Source organism: Pseudomonas proteolytica (genome assembly GCF_007858275.1).
GTDB lineage: Bacteria > Pseudomonadota > Gammaproteobacteria > Pseudomonadales > Pseudomonadaceae > Aquipseudomonas > Aquipseudomonas proteolytica.
This window is the reverse complement of the sequence record NZ_VFEV01000018.1, coordinates 82,947-100,080: the sequence shown is the minus strand read 5'-3', so window position 1 is coordinate 100,080 and position 17,134 is coordinate 82,947. Positions and strand designations below refer to the sequence as shown.

The window sequence follows — 17,134 nt, the reverse complement described above, 5'->3', positions numbered from 1 at the left end:
GTGTGGGAGCGGGCTTGCTCGCGAAGGCGGCGTTTCAGTCAATACATAGGTTGACTGATCCAACGCCTTCGCGAGCAAGCCCGCTCCCACAAAAGCCCGCTCCCACATTGGATCGTCGTCAGCTTTGAATGACTTAATTTCAGATTAGGAACCGAACATGAGCAACACCCAACTGCACGAACGCTTCGCCCCGGTTTTCCAGCGCATTGCCCAGGGCGCGGTGCAGCGTGAACAGGAGCGGACCCTGGCCTTCGACGCCGTCGGCTGGTTGAAACACGCCGGCTTCGGTGCCTTGCGCGTACCGCGTAGCCAGGGCGGCCTGGGCGCCAGCCTGCCCGAGTTGTTCGCCTTGCTCACCGAGTTGGGCAGCGCCGACTCGAACCTGCCGCAGATTGTGCGCGCGCATTTCGGCTTCGTCGAAGGCCGGCTGGTGAGCCAGGACAGTGAATCCCAGGCGTACTGGTTCCCCAAGGTAGTCGAAGGGCAATTGTGGGGCGCAGCCATGGCCGAGCGCAGTGACACCACCACCAACTCGGTGACGCTCAAACCCACCGCCGCAGGCTGGCAACTGGACGGGCAAAAGTACTACTGCACCGGCACCTTGTATGCCGACTGGATCGCCGTGGCCGCCGCCGACGGTGCCGACTTTATCAGCGTGGTGGTGCCCACCGATGCGCCCGGCGTGACCCGCGTGGATGACTGGGACGGGTTTGGCCAGCGCCTGAGCGGCAGCGGCACCACGCGCTTCGACCAGGTGGCGGTGCCCGAGCATCAGGTACTGCGGCGCTTCAAGCCCGGCGAATTGCGGGCCGAGTCGTATATCTCGGCGTTCTACCAGTTGTTCCACCTGGCGACCCTGGCCGGGATCGCTCGGGCCGCGCTGCGCGATGCCGTGGAGTTTGTCCAGGGCCGCACCCGCGCCTTTGGCATCCCCGGGCAATCCAGCCCGCGCCTGGACCCGCTGGTGCAACGGGTGATCGGCAAGCTGTCGAGCCTGGCCTATGCCGCCGACAGCCTGGTACAGACCACCGCGCAGGTGCTGCAAACCACCCATGAGGCCGTGCTCGACGGCTCCATCAGCGAAGCGCACTACGTCGACGCCGATGTGCGTACCTACCAGGCACAGCAAGTGATCCTGCCGCTGGTGCTGGAAGCCACCAGCCTGCTGTTCGAAGTCGGCGGCGCCTCGGCCACCAGCCAAGTGCGGCGCCTCGACCGGCATTGGCGCAATGCCCGCACCCTGGCCTCGCACAACCCGGCGATCTACCGCGAACGGGCCCTAGGCGATTTCTATCTCAACGACGTCAGCCCCGCTGCCGCCTGGCGCGCCGCCCAGGAACAAGCCGTGGCCGACAACCCCGAGCATGCCAGCGCGCGCGATGAAGCCAGCGCCGTCTAACCCCAGGAACCTGCATGAAAAAGCACATGAGCATTGGCATGAACATCCTCGGTTTCGGCGCGCACGCGGCGGCCTGGCGGGTCGGCGAAGTGCCGGCGGATGCCTATCTGGATGTGGAGTACTACCGCAATATCGCGCGTATTGCCGAGCGCGGCTGCCTGGATGCAATCTTCCTGGCCGACGGCCCGGCGCTGGTGGGCGATGTGGCCACGCAGCCGGTGGGCCGCCTGGAACCGACCATCCTGTTGACTGCCGTGGCCCTGGCCACGCAACACATCGGCGTGATCGCCACCGCCTCCAGCACCTATAACGATCCCTACAACCTGGCCCGGCGCTTTGCCTCCCTGGACCATATCAGCGCGGGCCGCGCGGCCTGGAATGTGGTGACCAACGCCACCGATGCCGCCGCACAGAATTTTGGCCTGACCAACCAGCTGCAGCACGCGCAGCGCTATGCCCGCGCCGAGGAGTTTATCGAGATCGCGTGCAAGCTCTGGGACAGCTGGGAGGACGACGCGATCATCGGCGATGCCGGCAGCGGGCGCTACGCACACCCCGACAAGATCCACAGCCAGGACTTTGTCGGCCAGCACTTCTCCATCAAGGGCCCGCTGAACCTGCCCCGCTCGCCCCAGGGCCGCCCGGTGCTGGTGCAGGCAGGCTCATCGGAAGGCGGCAAGGCCCTGGGCTCGCGGTATGCCGATGCCATTTTCACCACCCAGACCAGCCTGGAAGATGGCCTGCACTTCTACCGCGACATGAAGCAACGCGCCGCGCACTGGGGGCGCAACCCCGAGCACCTGAAAATCATGCCGGGCCTGTCCACAGTGATCGGCAGCAGCGAGGCCGAAGCCCATGCGCGCTTTGATCAACTCAATGCCTACCACGGCGAACATGGCCTGATCCAGCAGGTGGCTGCGCGGGTCGGCATCCCGGCCGAAGAGCTGGAGCTGGATGCGCCGCTGCCGTGGGCGCGGATCGGTGAAGTGGGCACTTATGAGCAAGGCTCCCAGGGGTTTCTCGAAGCCCAGCTCAACCTGGCCCGCCGCGAAGGCCTGACGGTGCGTGAACTGTCCCGACGCATCCTGGTCGGCCATCGGCTGCTGGTGGGCACCCCGGAACAGGTGGCCGACACCCTCGAACACTGGTTCCTCGCGGGCGCGGCCGATGGCTTCAACATCATGCCGGACATGTTTCCCTCGGGGGTCGAGGTGTTTGTCGATGAGGTGGTGCCGCTGCTGCGCAAGCGCGGGGTGTTCCGCCATGAATACAGCGGTAGCACGTTGCGTGAGCATTTGGGCTTGCCGTACCCGCAAAGCCAGTATGCAAGGAGCCGCCATGAAACCCACTAACCCTGTGGCGAGCGGGCTTGCCCGCGCGGGGCTGCGCAGCCCTCCCGGCCCTCTACCGGGCAACCCCGCTCTGCGCGCTATGTTGGGGCTGCTTCGCCGCCCAACGCGGGCAAGCCCACTCGCCACGAGGGGGGACGCGACTGTCAGGCCTGGGTTGGCCCTGGCCTGGCTGTTTTTGATCGCGCTTTTACTCGCCGCCATTGCCCCCCATTGGCTGACCGGCGTCGACCCACTGGCCGCCGCCGCCCGCAACGCCTACCTGCCCCCCAGCAGCAGCCACTGGCTGGGCACCGATGAAAACGGGCGCGATGTACTCGCCCGCTTGATCCACGGGGTGCGTCCTTCGCTGTTGATGGGCCTGGTGTCCACGGCCATCGGCCTCGGCGTCGGGATCATCCTCGGCTTGGCGGCGGGACTTGGCCCGCGCCTGGTGGATGGCGCAATCATGCGTTTGATCGATGTGTTGCTGGCGTTTCCCGACCTGCTGTTGGCCCTGGTGATCATCACGTTCTGGGGCCAGGGCCTGTGGATCACGCTGATCGCGGTGGGCGTGGCGAGCATCCCGCGCTTTGCGCGAATGGTGCGTGCGCAGACCCTGGTAGTGCGCGATGCGCCCTACGTCGAAGCCGCCACCACCCTCGGCCGGCATCGTGCAGCCGTGGTGTTGCGGCATGTGCTGCCCAATGCGATCAAACCGATCCTGATCCTCGCCACCATTGGTATCGGGCACAACATCATCACCGGCGCGGCCTTGAGTTTCTTAGGCTTTGGCGCCTCGCCGCCCGCGCCGGAATGGGGTTCGATGCTCGCCATGGGCCGCAATTACCTGGCCAATGCCTGGTGGTTGGTGGCCTGGCCGAGCGTGGCAATCATCCTGACGGTGGTGTCGATCACCGCCATTGGCCGTGACTGGCTGGCACGCAGTGAGGGTAAATCCCGATGAGTACGTTAGTGCAAGTGCAAGACCTGCGGGTGCAGTTTGGCCACACACCGATTATCAAGGGCATATCGTTCAGCCTGGCCGCCGGTGAATGCCTGGCGCTGGTGGGCGAGTCTGGCTCGGGCAAAACCGTCACCTCACGCACCCTCAGCGGCCTGAGCGGCGCCGGCTCACGGGTACAGGCCGAACGCCTGGCGTTTGCCGACATCGACCTGCGCCAGTTGGACGACCGTGCCTGGCAGACCCTGCGCGGTGCGCAGATCGGCTTTGTGATGCAAGACGCCCTCGGCTCCCTCGACCCCCTGCGCCCGGTGGGCAAGGAGATTGCCGAACCGTTGCGCTTGCACACGCAACTGGATCGCGATGCGCGCCAGGCGCGGGTCATCGAGTTGCTACGTTCGGTGGGTGTCCCACAACCGGAACTGCGCGCGTTGCAGTACCCCCATCAACTGTCGGGCGGGCTGCGCCAACGGGCCCTGATCGCCTCGGCGATTGCCGCAGGCCCGCGGCTGTTGATTGCCGATGAGCCGACCACGGCGCTGGACGCCACGGTACAGGCGCAAGTCCTGGCGCTGCTGGAATCCCTGCGTTCCCAGGCCATGGCGATGCTGGTGGTCAGCCATGACCTGGCGGTGGTGTCGCGCCTGGCGGACCGGGTGGCGGTGATGCATCACGGGGTGATTGTCGAGCAGGGCCCGGTGGAGGCGATCCTGCATGATCCGCAGCACCCTTACACCCAATCGCTGCTGCGGGCTGGGCGCGCCGTGCATTTCCAACGACCGAACCGGGCGGCGCCGAAGGTGGCGAGTGTCGAGCGTTTCGACCTGCCGTTGATCGAGGCGCGCAACCTGCAAAAAACCTTTATCGGCCCCGACGGCCAGCCCCATGTCGCGGTACACAACGCCAGCTTCAGCCTGCGGGCTGGGGAAACCCTGGGGATTGTCGGCGAGTCCGGCAGTGGCAAGACCACCCTCACCCGCATGCTGCTAGGGCTGGAACGCCCGGACGCCGGCGATGTGTGGCTTAACGGGCGGCCCTGGAGCGCACTCAACGATCAGCAACGCCGCCAACTGCGCCAGCGCATCCAGGTGGTGTTCCAGGACCCGCAAAGCTCGTTTGACCCGCGCTACACCGTGGCCCGGGTGCTGAACGAGGCGCTGCAAGTGGCGGGCCTGCCACGCCGCGAATGGCCGGCACGCACCCTGGAGCTGCTGGAGTTGGTGCGCCTGGATGCCAGCGTGCTCGACCGCCGCCCCTTGGAGCTTTCCGGCGGCCAGCGGCAACGTATCGCCATTGCCCGGGCGCTGGCGCCCAACCCCCAAGTGCTGGTGTGCGACGAGCCGGTGTCGGCCCTGGATGTGTCGGTGCAGGCGCAGATCCTCGCGCTGCTGGCCGACCTCAAGTCACGCCTGAAACTGGCCTGCCTGTTCATCTCCCACGACCTGGGCGTGATCAACCAGGTCAGCGAACGGGTGCTGGTGATGAAGGACGGCGAAGTCGTGGAAAGCGGCACCGTGCGCGACGTATTTGACCACCCCCAACATGCCTACACCCGCGCCCTGCTCGACGCCATCCCGCAGATCGACCGGCCGGCCCCGGTGCCCGAGCACCACTTCATTACCTATGCCATTGCCATATAAGGATTGTCATGAGCTTTTTGTCCGTGCCAGAGCTGTTGCAGCGTGCCGCTGTGTTATTGCCGCAGATCGCCGAGGGCGCCGCCGAACGCGAGCGCACCCGGCAACTGCCCCATGAGCAGATCCGCCAGCTGGCCGCAGCACGCCTGCTGACCCTGCGGATTCCCCAGCGCTATGGCGGCAGCGAGTCCAGTGTGCGCGAGGTGGTGCAGTTGGTGATCGACCTGGCGGCGGTAGATTCCAATATCGCCCAGTCCCTGCGCCCCAGCTTTGCCTTTATCGAGAGCTTGCTGGTGCAAAAGTCCGAAGCCGAGCGCCAGTTATGGTTTGCCCACTACCTGCAGGGCGAGGTGTTCGGCAACGCCGGCTGGGAAGTCGGCGGTGCCAACGGCCAGGTCAGCGCGCGGATCGTGCCGGAGGGCGAACACTTTCGCGCCAATGGCAGCAAGTACTACAGCACTGGCGCGCTGTATGCCGATTGGGTCAGCGCAGTAGCCCTGGATGAAAACGAGGAGCCGGTGTCATTCGTGGTGCCCCGCGACCGCGAAGGCCTGGAACTGGTGGATGATTTCGACGCCATGGGCCAGCGCCTGACGGCCAGCGGCACCACGCGCCTGAACAACGTGCTGGTGCGCCGCGAAGAAATCCGCACACGGGTGGTGGAGGAAGGCCAGCGTTCGATCATCACGCCGTTCCTGCAACTGTTCCTCGGCGCGGTGCAGGCCGGCATCGCGCGCAATGCCTTGAACGATGCGGTGGCCTTTGCCAAGGAACATGCGCGGCCGATCAAGCACAGCAGCGCCAGCCGCTCGGTGGACGATCCCTATGTGGAGTTTTCCGTGGGTGAGATCTCGGCACGCGCGTTTGCCGCTGAAGCCGTGGTGTTGCGTGCGGCTGACCGCATCGACGCCGCGTGGGCCAATGCGCTGGATCACCAGTCGGTGACCCGCGCAGCCATTGACGTGGCCCAGGCGCAATACATCGCCGCCGAGTCGGCACTCAAGGCCGCGGAACTGCTGTTCGACGTGGGCGGCGCTTCCACTACCGGGCGCAGCCATAACCTCGACCGGCACTGGCGCAATGCGCGCACCGTGGCCAACCACAATCCGCGGCACTGGAAGGCCGCGGTGGTCGGCGCCTATCGGCTCAAGGACACCGAGCCACCGACGTCGGGCTTGTTCTAGAGCCTTGCTCTCTGGTATTGCATAGCAACTGTCTGCGCTTTTGAGGAGTTCACCATGATTTACCGCACGCTGGGCCAGTCCGGGCTCAAGGTCAGCCCACTGACCCTGGGCACCATGATGTTTGGCGAACAGACCAACACCGAAGACTCGCTGCGCATCATCGACAAGGCCTGGGACCAGGGCATCAACTTCATCGACACCGCCGACGTCTACACCGGCGGGCGCTCGGAAGAAATTGTCGGCGAAGCCATCAGCCGGCATCGCGACGATTGGGTCGTGGCCTCCAAAGTCGGTTTCGGCCCGCCGGACGGCCTGCCCAACCGCAGCGGCCTGAGCCGCAAGCGCATTTTCAACGCACTGGAGGCCAGCCTCACCCGCCTCGACACTGACTACCTGGACATCTACTACCTGCACCGCGAAGACCACGCCACCCCATTGGAGGTCACGATTTCGGCGATTGGCGATCTGATCCGCCAGGGCAAGATCCGTTATTGGGGACTTTCCAACTACCGGGGCTGGCGCATCGCCGAAGTGGTACGCGTGGCCGAACGCCTGGGGGTAGACCGGCCGATCATCAGCCAGCCGTTGTACAACATCGTCAACCGCCAGGCCGAGGTGGAACAGATCACTGCAGCGGCGGCCTATGGCCTGGGCGTGGTGCCCTACAGCCCGCTGGCCCGTGGCGTGCTCAGTGGCAAGTACGCACCGGACATCACCCCCGAAGCCGGCAGCCGCGCCGCCCGCCAGGACAAACGCATCCTGGAAACCGAATGGCGCGTGGAATCGCTGCGCATCGCCCAGCAGATCCAGCAATACACCCAAGGGCGTGGCGTGGGGATTGTCGAGTTTGCGATTGCCTGGGTCCTGAACAACCAGGCCGTCAGCTCGGCGATTGTCGGGCCGCGTACCGAGGCGCAGTGGGACGCCTATACCGGGGCGCTCGAGGTGAAGATCAGTGCTGAGGACGAGGCGTTTATTGATTCGCTGGTGACGCCGGGGCATGCGTCGACACCGGGGTTCAATGATGTGGGGCACTTTGTCTCGGGGCGAGCTGTACGGCCTTGACGGATGATCTGAGTAAAACGGGGGAAGAGCTTCCCCCGCATTAAACGTGACTGACAGTCGAGCGCTATAGGGGCTGGTCGAAAAAGCTGTTTGGGTTGATGCTCCCGCTCTGCACATAGAAGTCCGAGTCACTAAAGACACTGACGTCATACTCAGGCATCGCGCGATCGGCACCAAAAGGTTTGAATGTACTCCCCACTTTTCCGCTGTTGAGCAGGCTCTCTAATGCTTTCTCCATAGCCTGCTGCGTTGGAAACTTGGCCAGCCCGAAATTCGGATCGTAAAAAAAGAAACTTTTATTATTATTTTCTACAATCACCCCGGCAATAACGCCATGTCCCTTATCACTTATTTTAAATGTGGTGGTCACCGTGGCATTGCCCAGCTCTCCGATAATATCCTTGTAGGTCATCCTCTTAACCGGTTGACTGCCATGAAAACTGTAAGCGACATTATCATGCAGCGAACTAAGATTCTTTCTGAAATTCAGGATCTTGGGATCTTTTGACGCAGCTGTAGCCTTATATAAGTTAGCAATCAGCACATCTTCTTTCCCCTGAGATATAGCCAGGGCCATGCTATTCGAGAGGGCAGCACACTCACCATTACTTAACACATCAACTTCTGACAGGTAAAGATTTTGTGGCATTCCCTTAGCGGTACCGCCTGCAGCCTCGACCTCACTTTTAAAATGTAAAAAATCCTCAAGACTTTTACCCGCCTTACGTTTTTCCAGAACCCTGACCAAGACACCTATTTGTTCGGAGGTTCGCTCGGGCTTCAACGCGAGCTCTTTGAGCTGATAACTTTTCATGCCTTTATAGTAGCCATTGATACTGTCCGGGCTTCCGCTATTGTAACCTCGCTCATAACTTGCACTATCAGGACCGTATTTTGCATTATCCATTTTAACTCTGAACTTATCGTTAATAAATGGATCTACGGGCTGCGAGCTTTCTCCGAAGAAATATTCTTTCAAACCGTCAATTCTGTTCTGACTGGAAGGTGTAGAAGACGAGCCAACTCTTGCTTCCCAGACACCGGCTTCATTAGGCTTAGCGACAGTGCTGCTGCTTACCAGTTTCGATGGATCTTTTGGGTCTGGCACCCGTAGCAGGTAGTGCGTCCCGTCCCCGGCATCCGGTTTATCAGCAGCAAAATATTTGCTGCCATTAAACTCTATCTCACGTATCCCCGCGTCACTCCTGGATAACGAAGCCGTATTGAGTCTGAACTGCTTGACTCCCTTGCCAATATCATCGGCCGCGTTCCCCGCCCATTTAATCCCCTGCACACCGCCCTCCCATTTGACTCCCGAAACGCCAGGACTGCGAGTAAAACCAAGCATCTTTTTTGTAAAGGTGGAAAGCGGAGGAAACGCCGATTTCACGGCCCGAACAGCCCCTTTGCTCAAACTGGACGCCACTTCTCCGACAGGTAACGTGAAAGAAAGCAGGTCTACCCATATCTTGGCAACGCCCTCTATGGGGCGGCCTGCAATGATGGCCTCGATGCCGTGCCAGAGGGGAACAAATCCCTTCAGGAACTCTCGACGCTTACCCCTGGACGCACTGAGTTCCTTATAATTTTTCCTATCGTCTTTTTCGGCCTGAGTTACACGTTCGGGATCCTCTTCTGCCATATACAGCAGATCCAGATCTTTAGCATAAAACAACTTCTCCGAGATATTATTTGCAATGTCATTGGATCGCTTGGAGGATAAGGTTTGCGGCGTGGCTTGTTCGCCTGAACTGGGCTCGGCATCGGAAAACTTGCCAAGAGGCTCTAACGTATAGAGCTTCGCATGAAAAACCTCGTTATTCGGCCGAAGATCGGACTGGCTATCAACCCTAGGTTGATACTGAGCGCCCTGTAGACTTGGCTTGTCCCACACAGAAAACTCTTTGGAATAACTGCCGTCTTCAAGTTTTTTTTGCCCAATTGCACTACTCCCATTGAAAACGCCAGCATAATTATTATGCTTGCGTGCAATGCCGCGCGCAGGGTCAATTTCATAGATCGTTGTTTTTCCCTTATACACTGCTTTAATCAAAAAACTTCCACGTTCCAGGTCGTCTTTGTCCCCGGGGGGCTTCAGCGCATAAGTGCTTACCGCACCATGCTCTATGGCGATCCGGTCTTCCGGGCTCAACGTCGAAATCAGTTGTTTTATAAGAACACCGTAAGCCTTTTTTTTGTTTGCAAGATCAGCCTTGAAGTCGTCAGCAAACCTCTTGTCGTCATAGAGGGCGGTTGGGTACTTCTTATTATCCGGATCGTTGTGCCCAGCGATGGGCGACACCCACTGCGTCCCGGTAAAGTAATTTTTGCGCATAGGCATTGGAGTCGTAAGACTGGTAATGGACTTTGCCATCTCCTCCAGATGTAAATCGAGCGCCGACGCTGCTTTGTGAATATCATCTTTTGAGTAGTCGTTTTTTTTCGCAAGAATGCCATTGGCCACGGCCCAATCCAACGCAGGTGCAATTCTTGTCGACGCAATCAGCGCCTCTTGCCCTGGCGTCGTAGCCTCAGCACTCATTTTGCCGGGATAAGCGATCAACTGCTCCCGAGTCATCCGCTTGGAAGACCCCGGTTCAATCATTTCGGCAAGATTGATACCGTGCTGGTAATTCACCCAACCTGCGGAGGTTTTGGCTAACCCATCCCCAGCATCTTCGCTCGCCGCTTGAGGCTGTCCTGCCGGGCCCACCGCCGATGCCGACGAGCCGACAGAACGCAGGTCGCGCCTCCCCCCGTCTTGAACTGCACGCGTATCCTCAGGAGGAAGAGTTGGATACCGCGTAGATGGCAAGCTATTCACATCGGTTTTCATCATCAGTCATCTTCTTTTGACGGAGTTTTCCCTGGCTCACGTGAGACGCACAGCCTGGATTACCGATGTATGTGAATGTTGCCTACAAATTTGTTCCAGATGATGGATGACAAAGTGTTACCAAGTTTTCACGGGGCCCGATGAACCGCTTAGCCCAGCGGCACATCCAGGCTGACCTTGACCCGGTCCATCACCACGATGCTGCGAAACCATTTGATATTGCGGTTCTCGTAGAACAGCGTGCGCGCCAGGGTTTCGTAGGCCTTCATGGTTTCCACCACGACCACCAGCATAAAGTCCGCATCGCCGGTAACGTAATAGCACTGCTGCACCTCGGGGATCGACATCTGCGCCTTGAGCACGTCGAGGTCTTCGATATGGGTGCGCTCGGCGTGCACTTCCACCAGGATCGTAATCGGCTTGCCCACCGCATCCTGATTGACCACCGCCGTATTCGCGCTGATCGCCCCGCTCTGTTCCATGCGTTTGATGCGCCGCTGTACCGCTGCGGTCGACAGGTTGACCTGCTCGCCAATCACCCGCAGCGCGGTGGTGTTGTCCCGTTGCAGGTGCTTGAGAATCGCGCGGTCGAAATCATCCAGGGGCGGCGTAGGGTTGACGGGCATGCTGGCGAACCTTGGGCGTGAGAAAATTTCCCATAAGATGCCGTAAAACAGAGCAAACGTCTCACCTCAAAAGCAATATATTCCCACCTGAAATTACCCCCTCTTTTGTTTGAATCGGTTTGGCGAGGACTGCGTGTCTAAAGGCGTTGTTTTATCGGTAGCGGCCTCGGTGTTGTTTGCCGTGATGTATTACTTCACATCACTGCTCACGCCCTTGAGTGGCCTGGAGATTTTCGGTTGGCGCATGTTGCTGACCGTGCCGTGCATGACGGTGTTCATGGTGGTCAGCGGTGAGTGGCGCCACGTGTGGGAGTTGCTGCGTTTGCTTGCGGGCAAACCGCAGCTGATCGGTGGGATTGTGCTGTCGTCGGTGCTGCTGGGGGTGCAGCTGTGGCTGTTTATGTGGGCACCGCTCAATGGCCGCAGCCTGGATGTCTCCCTGGGCTACTTCCTGCTGCCACTGACCATGGTCCTCACCGGGCGCCTGGTGTATGGCGAAAAGCTCTCGCGGCTGCAACTGATCGCGGTGGTGTTGGCGGCGATTGGCGTGCTTAACGAGTTGTACCAGGTGGGCGGCTTCTCCTGGGCGACGCTGCTGGTGATCATCGGTTATCCGATCTACTTCGTGCTGCGCAAACGCTTGGCGACCGACCACTTGGGCGGCCTGTGGCTGGATATGGCGCTGATGCTGCCGGTGGCGCTGTGGTTTGTCCAAAGTGGCGAGCAGGGCTTCGCCGTGCTGGATGCACACAAAGGCTTATATGGGTTGATCCCGATGCTCGGGCTGATCAGTGCTTCGGCGCTGGTGTGCTACATCATCGCCAGCCGGCTGTTGGCGTTCAGCCTGTTCGGCCTGCTCAGCTATGTGGAGCCGGTACTGTTGCTGGGGGTGGCGCTGCTACTGGGGGAAAGTATCGGGGCGGGTGAGTGGTTGACCTATATCCCGATCTGGCTGGCAGTGATGGTGTTGGTGTTTGAAGGGTTCAAGCACCTGATGCGGCAGCGTAGAGCCTGACCCAATAACTGTAGGAGCGAGCTTGCTCGCTCCTACAAAAAGCCCTGTCAGTCGGTGGTCAGTACGCCGCGACGAACCTGGTCACGTTCGATGGATTCGAACAGGGCCTTGAAGTTGCCTTCGCCAAAGCCGTCATCCCCTTTGCGCTGGATGAACTCGAAGAACACCGGGCCCATCAAGGTTTCCGAGAAGATCTGCAGCAGCAGGCGCTTGTCGCCGGCCACGGACGAGCCGTCCAGCAAAATACCCCGGGCCTGCAATTGGTCTACCGGTTCGCCGTGGTTTGGCAGGCGGCCTTCGAGCATTTCGTAGTAGGTGTCTGGCGGCGCGGTCATGAAGCGCATGCCGATCTTCTTCAACGCGTCCCAGGTCTTGACCAGGTCTTCGGTGAGGAAGGCTACGTGCTGGATGCCCTCGCCGTTGAACTGCATCAGGAACTCTTCGATCTGGCCTGCGCCCTTGGACGACTCTTCGTTCAACGGGATGCGGATCATGCCATCCGGGGCGCTCATGGCCTTGGAGGTCAGGCCGGTGTATTCACCCTTGATGTCGAAGTAGCGCGCTTCACGGAAGTTGAACAGCTTCTCGTAGAAGTTGGCCCAGTAGACCATGCGCCCGCGATAGACGTTGTGGGTCAGGTGGTCGATAACCTTCAGGCCTGCGCCCACCGGGTTGCGGTCCACACCGTCGATAAACACGAAGTCGATATCGTAGATCGAGCTGCCTTCGCCGAAACGGTCGATCAGGTACAGCGGCGCGCCGCCGATGCCCTTGATGGCCGGCAGGTTCAGTTCCATCGGGCCGGTTTCGATATGGATCGGCTGGGCGCCAAGTTCCAGGGCGCGGGTGTAAGCCTGTTGCGAGTCCTTGACGCGGAACGCCATGCCACACACCGACGGACCATGCTCGGCGGCAAAGTACGAAGCGATGCTGTTGGGCTCGTTGTTGAGGATCAGGTTGATCGCGCCCTGGCGGTACAGGTGCACGTTTTTCGAGCGGTGGGTCGCGACCTTGGTGAAACCCATGATCTCGAAGATCGGTTCCAGGGTGCCCGGGGTCGGCGATGCGAATTCAATGAATTCAAAGCCCATCAGGCCCATTGGGTTTTCGTATAGATCTGCCATGATTTGGCGCCTCATCATCTTTTTAGAATTAAGTAAATTAATTGCCAGCAAGGATGAGGTAGGTAGGTGGCGCACAGGAAATGCCCCGCACGCTGCGGGCGAGGAAGTCACCGTAGATGAGTTGGAACCCGAGTAGCTTCATGGTTGGATCATTCTCTTACGGGCGTCTCTGACGGACGAGGCCTGCATGGAAACAGGCGCTTATTCTTGTATGCGTAAACCGATTCTACACAGCGTAAACAGCTTTGTCCGTATTCCTTATCAAATCCCTATGCCCTGGCGGGCGCAAGGGGTTTATTGCCCAGGTAGATGCCCAGCAGGATCAACGCCCCACCGAAGCACATCGCAGTGCTCAGTTGCTCGTCGAGCAGCAACGCGCCACACACCACGGCCGTCAGCGGGTTGAGGGCGATAAACACACCGGCGCGGGTCGCGCCGATACGCCGGATACCGTCGTAATAACCGATGTAGGCCAGGGCCGAACCCAATACGCCGAGGTAAAGCAGGCCCAACAGATGCGGCCAATGGATGGCATCCAGCGCTTGCACGGTCAACCGGCCAGTCACCAGGGTGGCGAGGCACAGCATCAAGGTGCCCAGCAGCACCGACCAGGTCACCGTCTGCAAGGGGCCAAGGCTATGGTTCAGCGTGCGTGAACCCAGGGAATACACGCCCCAACTCACCACACAGCCAAAAATCAACAGGTCGCCGATCCACGCATCTGCCCTGCCCTGCAACAGCAATGGGTTGTGGCTGACAATCACACACGTGGCGCCCCCCAGGCACAGCGCGATGCCCAGCACTTGGCGGCGCCCCAACCGCTCCTTGAACCACCAGCATGACGCCAGGCCAATCACCGCCGGATTGAAGGCCACAATCAAGGAGGCGCGCGAGGCATTGATAAAATGCAGGCCATAGAAGAAACACAGGTTGTAGAAGAAGATCCCGAAAAAACCCAGCAGCACCAACCGCACCATTTGCGCAGGCGTAGGGCACGCCAGGGGGATCCGGGCAAATGCCATGAACAGCAGTAACGCCAGGCTGGCCAGGATAAAGCGCAGACTGGCTGTCAGCAGCGGATCCAGATCCGCGGCGAGAAATCGGCCGGCAACAAAAGTGCCGCCCCAGATCATGGTGACGGCCGCGAGCTTGGCGTAGGTCAGGCGGTCGCCAGCAAGCACAAAGGTTGAACTGAGCATAAGGATCCTGGGTATCTGGCAGGCTGATTGGCGTATTCTTTTCCTAATGCCAAGTCATCGTAAAATGAGCAAAACCTCATGACCCTCACACAATTGGAAATCTTCTCGCTGGTGGCACAACTGCAGGGTTTCACCAGCGCCGCCCATCGGCTGGGCATCAGCCAGTCGGCGGTGTCCCATGCCATCAAGTCTTTGGAGCAGGAACTGGGGGTGGATCTGTTCCGTCGCCAGCAGTCACGGGTCGAACTCAGCGATATCGGCCAGCAATTGCTGTTGAGGGCGCGGGCGATGCTGGGGCTGGCCAGTACCTTGCAACAGGAAGCAGCCGATGCCCGAGGCATGAAAAGCGGGACGCTGCGCATCGGCTCCTTCGGGCCAACCGCGTCCATTCACCTGCTGCCCAGGATCCTTGAACACTTTCGCCAGGCCCACCCGGGAATCGAGGTGCATGTGGATGAGGGCCCCGACCGTCAAGTGCTGCAATGGCTGGAAGAGCGACGCATCGACGTGGGTTTTGTGGTGTTGGAACAGGAGCGCCTGGACACCTTTGCGCTGTTCGAAGACCAGATGGTCGCCCTGCTTCCCGTAGGGCATGCCCTCGCCCTCCAGGCCAGCGTAAAACTCAAGGACTTGTGTCACGACCCGTTTGTCCTGACCGAGGCCGGTTCTTCGGAGTTGGTAGAGCGCTTATTCCACAGTGCCCGGCTCAAACCCAACGTGCGCTACCGCTGTTCGCAGCTGCTCAGTACCCTGGACACCGTCAGCCGGGGTGCGGGCGTGAGCGTGGTGGCCCAGGCCTCGCTGCCCCAGGACGATCAGCCACGCTACGTGCAGCGGCCATTAGCGCCCAGGGTGGCGCGGCAAATCGGCTTGGCGGTGCTGGACCGGCGCCAGTCGTCTCCGGCAACCCTGGCATTTATCCAGATGGCGCAGAGCGTGACCGCTGATTTTTTGTCAGGACGGTGACTCATCCAAGCAGTGACGCAATAGACCAGACAGCCTTTCCCCGTCAAAATGTGTTGCAAGGTTTGGCAAAGATACCCACACGCACAGCGAGTCAAGTGGCTAGATCAACGTGCGGCAGATGCTAATTTCCAGAGGCCAACTATCCTCCAGATATCCGACGTATTGCCTGTAGCCGTTACCAGGCGTCTCCCTCATTCCGCTACAGGCTGCATACATGCCACTTACCCTCAAAGGCCCGCGCAAACGCGCTGCCCGTTACTCGATCTCCATACTGTGCGGCCTGCTGCCGATTCTGCTGGGTGTGCTCATCCTGTATGTGCAGGCACAACGCACCCTGGAGCAAAGCACCGAGCAGACAGCCCTTGAGGCCGTGCGCCAATTCGACCTGATGCTCGATAACACCGCCCTCGCCGCCCAGGAACTGCTGCCACTGGCCGGCAAGGACTGTGACAACGCAGCGCAACTGGCGCTGCGCGAGCAAGTCACGCGGCGACCGTTCGTGCGCGCAACCACATTGTCCTGGCAAAAAACCATTTATTGCACGTCGTTGTTTGGCGGCGATCGTGTATCGGCGGTCAACCCCGACGACTACGTCAATGGCCGCCTGTGGCTGATGAATGGCAACCCGGTCACGCCCAATACCGCGCTGCTGGTGTACCGGCTGGTGGAAGGTGACAAGGCGGCGTTTGCCTCGATTGACGGCTATCACCTGACTAATGCCCTGCGCCTGATCAGCCGTTACGCCGACCTCGTGTTGCAGGTGGGGCCCAATTGGTTGGGCAGCGACGGCCAAGTCCGCACCAGCGCGCCGCCGGTCTTTGCCGTGGCCCATCACCAACTCGGTTCCCAGCGTTATGCCTACAGCGTGGAAGCCGGGATGCCCGAAGGTGAAGTGTGGCGTTACATGGAGGCGCGCTACCCGGCATTGTTCAGCCTGGTGGTGTTTTTCGGGGTGCTGGCAGGCGCGCTCGCGCACTGGCTGCAAAAGCGCTCTTCGGCCCCCACCCATGAACTGCAGCGGGCGCTGGGCGCCAATGAATTCGTGCCGTACTACCAACCAGTGGTTCACGGCGACAGCCTGCAATGGGCCGGCTGTGAAGTGCTGATGCGCTGGCAGCATCCAAAGGAAGGCCTGGTACGCCCGGACCTGTTTATCCCCCTGGCCGAGCACTCCGGGCTGATCGTGCCCATGACCCGCGCGCTGATGCGCCAGGTTGCCACACAACTGGCGTCCCATGCCGACCGACTGGGCGAGAACTTCCACGTGGGCATCAATATCACCGCCCGGCATTGCCAGGACCTGGAGTTGGTGCAGGATTGCCGGGAGTTCCTCGCAGCCTTCAAGCCGGGCCAGGTCCTGCTGACCCTGGAGCTGACCGAGCGCGAACTGATCGAACCCACCGACGTCACCCGCCAGTTGTTCCAGGCCTTGCACGAACTGGGGGTGATGATTGCCATTGATGACTTCGGCACTGGGCACTCCAGCCTCGGTTACTTGCGCAACTTCAATGTTGACTACTTGAAGATTGATCAAAGCTTCGTGGCGATGATCGGAGCCGATGCTTTATCGCGGCATATACTCGACAGCATCATCGAGTTATCGGGCAAGCTTGACTTGGGCATCGTCGCCGAAGGCGTGGAAACCCAAGAGCAGTGCGATTATCTGGCGGCACAAGGCGTGGACTTTTTGCAGGGTTACCTGTTTGGCCGCCCAGTGCCGTTTGACGCATTCATTCAATCTTTGCGTGGCGCTTGAATATCGATCTAGCATCATTGTGAAATATTGTTATT

General features: G+C 60.3%; 13 protein-coding genes. 9 read left to right on the top strand and 4 right to left on the bottom strand.

Features of this window, described 5'->3' with window-relative positions:
• The first annotated feature begins 157 nt into the window (after positions 1-157).
• The 6 genes from FIV38_RS15040 to FIV38_RS15015 all read left to right on the top strand — a co-directional run bounded on the left by FIV38_RS15040 (position 158) and on the right by FIV38_RS15015 (position 7,577).
• The gene (locus FIV38_RS15040) at positions 158-1,399 is read left to right on the top strand and encodes an acyl-CoA dehydrogenase family protein (RefSeq protein WP_092236389.1); all 1,242 of its coding nucleotides are present in this window, start codon (positions 158-160) and stop codon (positions 1,397-1,399) included.
• 14 nt (positions 1,400-1,413) lie between these two features.
• A complete protein-coding gene (locus FIV38_RS15035; protein ID WP_092236386.1) occupies positions 1,414-2,751 on the top strand; it encodes an LLM class flavin-dependent oxidoreductase in 1,338 nt (445 codons plus the stop codon).
• A 175-nt stretch (positions 2,752-2,926) separates the two neighbouring features.
• Positions 2,927-3,694, top strand: coding sequence for an ABC transporter permease (locus FIV38_RS15030; protein ID WP_235861039.1), 768 nt, complete (start codon positions 2,927-2,929; stop codon positions 3,692-3,694).
• Entirely contained in the window at positions 3,691-5,331 is a 1,641-nt protein-coding gene (locus FIV38_RS15025) for a dipeptide ABC transporter ATP-binding protein (protein ID WP_029294685.1), read from the top strand. The genes FIV38_RS15030 and FIV38_RS15025 overlap by 4 nt, the downstream gene beginning before the upstream one ends.
• Positions 5,332-5,339: 8 nt before the next feature.
• On the top strand, positions 5,340-6,512 hold the full coding sequence (locus FIV38_RS15020) for an acyl-CoA dehydrogenase family protein (RefSeq protein ID WP_092236381.1): 1,173 nt from the start codon (positions 5,340-5,342) through the stop codon (positions 6,510-6,512).
• 54 nt (positions 6,513-6,566) lie between these two features.
• Positions 6,567-7,577, top strand: a complete 1,011-nt coding sequence (locus tag FIV38_RS15015; RefSeq protein WP_092236378.1) for an aldo/keto reductase — start codon at positions 6,567-6,569, stop codon at positions 7,575-7,577.
• Positions 7,578-7,641: 64 nt separating this feature from the next.
• Here the strand turns inward: FIV38_RS15015 and FIV38_RS15010 are convergent, their stop codons facing one another.
• Entirely contained in the window at positions 7,642-10,416 is a 2,775-nt protein-coding gene (locus tag FIV38_RS15010) for a hypothetical protein (RefSeq protein WP_092236375.1), read from the bottom strand.
• 146 nt (positions 10,417-10,562) lie between these two features.
• The gene (locus FIV38_RS15005) at positions 10,563-11,039 is read right to left on the bottom strand and encodes an Lrp/AsnC family transcriptional regulator (protein WP_029294676.1); all 477 of its coding nucleotides are present in this window, start codon (positions 11,037-11,039) and stop codon (positions 10,563-10,565) included.
• A gap of 133 nt (positions 11,040-11,172) precedes the next feature.
• Between FIV38_RS15005 and rarD the strand changes: the two genes are divergently transcribed.
• A complete protein-coding gene (gene rarD / locus FIV38_RS15000) occupies positions 11,173-12,054 on the top strand; it encodes an EamA family transporter RarD (RefSeq protein WP_092236372.1) in 882 nt (293 codons plus the stop codon).
• 47 nt (positions 12,055-12,101) lie between these two features.
• Here the strand turns inward: rarD and hppD are convergent, their stop codons facing one another.
• Positions 12,102-13,178 (bottom strand): 4-hydroxyphenylpyruvate dioxygenase, encoded by a 1,077-nt coding sequence (gene hppD, locus FIV38_RS14995; RefSeq protein WP_029294672.1) that lies wholly within the window; start codon positions 13,176-13,178, stop codon positions 12,102-12,104.
• A gap of 269 nt (positions 13,179-13,447) precedes the next feature.
• Entirely contained in the window at positions 13,448-14,377 is a 930-nt protein-coding gene (locus FIV38_RS14990) for a DMT family transporter (RefSeq protein ID WP_092236369.1), read from the bottom strand.
• Positions 14,378-14,455: 78 nt separating this feature from the next.
• Between FIV38_RS14990 and FIV38_RS14985 the strand changes: the two genes are divergently transcribed.
• Positions 14,456-15,343, top strand: a complete 888-nt coding sequence (locus FIV38_RS14985) for a LysR family transcriptional regulator (protein ID WP_092236365.1) — start codon at positions 14,456-14,458, stop codon at positions 15,341-15,343.
• A gap of 214 nt (positions 15,344-15,557) precedes the next feature.
• Complete coding sequence (locus FIV38_RS14980) at positions 15,558-17,099, top strand: EAL domain-containing protein (protein WP_092236363.1); 1,542 nt, start codon at positions 15,558-15,560, stop codon at positions 17,097-17,099.
• Positions 17,100-17,134 lie beyond the last annotated feature (35 nt).